Source organism: Alcanivorax sp. HI0044 (genome assembly GCF_001634945.1).
This window is the reverse complement of sequence record NZ_LWEZ01001136.1, coordinates 1-1,033: the sequence shown is the minus strand read 5'-3', so window position 1 is coordinate 1,033 and position 1,033 is coordinate 1. Positions and strand designations below refer to the sequence as shown.

At 62.1% G+C, this 1,033-nt stretch carries 2 protein-coding genes; both read right to left on the bottom strand.

All coding sequences use genetic code 11. The features are described 5' to 3' along the window. Nucleotides 1-578, bottom strand: a 578-nt coding sequence (locus tag A3730_RS13925) for a protein adenylyltransferase SelO family protein (RefSeq protein WP_197477483.1), incomplete at its 3' end; no start/stop codon positions are given. A gap of 45 nt (nucleotides 579-623) precedes the next feature. Further along, the coding region (locus A3730_RS13920; RefSeq protein ID WP_156501208.1) for a tyrosine-type recombinase/integrase at nucleotides 624-1,033 on the bottom strand (410 nt) is incomplete at its 5' end.

Below are 1,033 nucleotides of genomic sequence, written 5' to 3'. Positions count from 1 at the left end.
GGATCCTGTTGCCCGGCGGCGTATTGGAAGGTACCCACACGGATATGGGAAGTGGCCACTCGGGTGAGAATGGCGCCGGGAAGCAGTCTGTCCCGGTGCACCCTGTCGCCGGTTCGAGTGACGGCAAGGCTGCGAGTGGTGGGGATGTTCAGGGCGTGCAGCGCTTCACTGATGATGTATTCGCGCAACATGGGGCCAAGGGCCGCGCGCCCGTCGCCACCCCGGGAAAAGGGGGTGCGCCCGGCGCCTTTAAGCTGGATGTCGTAGCGTTGCCCGCTGTTACCAACATGCTCCCCCAGCAGGGTGGCGCGGCCGTCGCCGAGCATGGTCAGGTTGCCAAACTGGTGGCCCGCATACGCCTGGGCAATGGGCTCGCTGCCCTCCAGTAATGTATTGCCACTGAAAAATTCGGGGTGTGTCGACAGGGCCTCGTTATCGAGCCCCAGCTCTCTGGCCAGCGCATCGTTAAACAGGGCAAAGGCCGGTGAGCTGACCGGTTGCGGCGAGCAATCTGAAAACAGGGGCTCTGGCAGGCGGCGGTAGGTGTTGTCGAAACGAAAGCCGAACGGGCTGGGCATGCAATATCCTGAAGGGTAGCAGTGAATGTGGCTGCCCACAGGGTATCAGAGTCTGCGCGGCCGGGTGACCTTGCCGATGGCGGTGTTGTCCAGATAGTCCGCCCAGGCCTGCAGCATTTCCCGGCGTTTATCCTGGTAGGCTTGCCGGTCGGTGGGTTCCTCGCCGCTCTGGTTGAGCAGCTGTGACTGGATCTGCTCTGCCTGATAGCCCAGTTCGCCCAGTGCGGTGGCGGCCAGAGTGCGCAGGTTGTCGGTGGAAACCGGTGTACTGCGGGTGACTTTTCTCAATGCGGAAGACAGGGTGTTGGCACCCAGATGCTTTTTACGGTCGCGGGTGCCGGGAAAGATGTACTCCTGGCGTCCGGTGATGGGCTCGATTTCCCGCAGCAGTTCCACAGCCTGACGGGGCAGGGGAACGGTAATGGTTTTATTGCCATCCGGGCTATCGACGCTAC